This is a genomic window from Mucilaginibacter sp. P1_D10, from assembly GCF_056406215.1.
This window is the reverse complement of the sequence record NZ_JBFUAP010000047.1, coordinates 1-1,281: the sequence shown is the minus strand read 5'-3', so window position 1 is coordinate 1,281 and position 1,281 is coordinate 1. Positions and strand designations below refer to the sequence as shown.

General features: G+C 48.9%; 1 protein-coding gene. It reads right to left on the bottom strand.

What is annotated here, in order from left to right; all coding sequences use genetic code 11:
• On the bottom strand, positions 1-797 hold a 797-nt coding region (gene ltrA / locus AC1DYT_RS26690), incomplete at its 3' end, for a group II intron reverse transcriptase/maturase (protein ID WP_477472526.1).
• Positions 798-1,281 lie beyond the last annotated feature (484 nt).

The window sequence follows — 1,281 nt, the reverse complement described above, 5'->3', positions numbered from 1 at the left end:
CTGAACCATGGGCGGGTTACCGAACTCTTCTCCATGTTGACTTTCAGCTTCAGTTCCTTTTCGATGAAAGTACTAATGCTTTCCATTACACGCTCACCTGCACGTTTGCTTTTAACATAGATACTTACATCATCAGCATAGCGTACAAAACGATGGCCCCGCTGCTCCAACTCCTTATCCAGCTTATCGAGGATGATATTGGACAGCAGCGGGCTTAACGGGCCGCCTTGCGGGACACCCTGTTTGCAGGGTGTTACTTTCCCTTGTTCCTGAATATCGGCACGGAGGATTTTGTGGATGAGTTTTAGCAACCGCTTATCCTGTATCTTCCGGCTCAATTCATTCATCAGGTAGTCGTGGTTAACACGGTCGAAGAATTGGGCAAGATCAAGGTCGACTACATGGCTGTAGCCTGCATTGATATACTCCTTTGCCTTTTGCAAGGCTTGGTGAGCATTCTTTTCTGACCGGAAACCATAGCTGTTTTCCGAGAAGCCGGCATCATACATCTTAGTTAGTTCCTGCGTTATAGCCTGCTGTATAAGCCTGTCCATATACGTAGGGATGCCCAACTTACGTTCGCCTCCATTGGGTTTGGGGATGGTAACACGTTTTACAGCCTGCGGCTGGTACATGCCGGTTTCAAGCTTAGTTTTGACTGTCTCCCATTCTGCTTTAAGCTGGGCGGGAAAGCCTGCCGCTTCTATGCCGTCTACTCCGCCTGCTCCTTTGTTCCCAACGACCTGTTTGTAGGCCGATTGCATGTTTGTTTTGCTGATGATTCTTTCCAGTAGCATTCCGCCTGCACTTTTTTTTTCCTGTTTCCTCGTTTCTTTCCTTCTTTCAAGCCATCGTTCAGCGCTTCCTGTTACCTTTCTGCTTCCAGCATATCCGTATACAGGTAAGCTCCCCATCCGGGGTTTTCTGCTTTCTTTACGATGGGCCCGTTGCCAGAGATACTCCTCGGACGTTTAATGTTCAGCCCTTCTCCGTTTCAAAGCGGATACTATGGCCTCGGCTGACTTCTGATTAAATAAGCTATGCATCACTGCACGCTCTTGCTCCTTCGGGACGCGCATCTCCCTCCGTCCACCATTTATCAGATCTCCCCGGGTAAGGACGCAAGCTTTCTCTCCATATACCTGTCAGATGTACAGCGCCATGTTTCGGATAGTTTTGGGCTTTGTTTTGTTGTGCAAACTCACCCACATGGAACTGCCTGATCTGCTTCCTGTTCGTCAGGCCAGAGATTTACCGCCAGCTTCCTTCAGATTCGCAGTC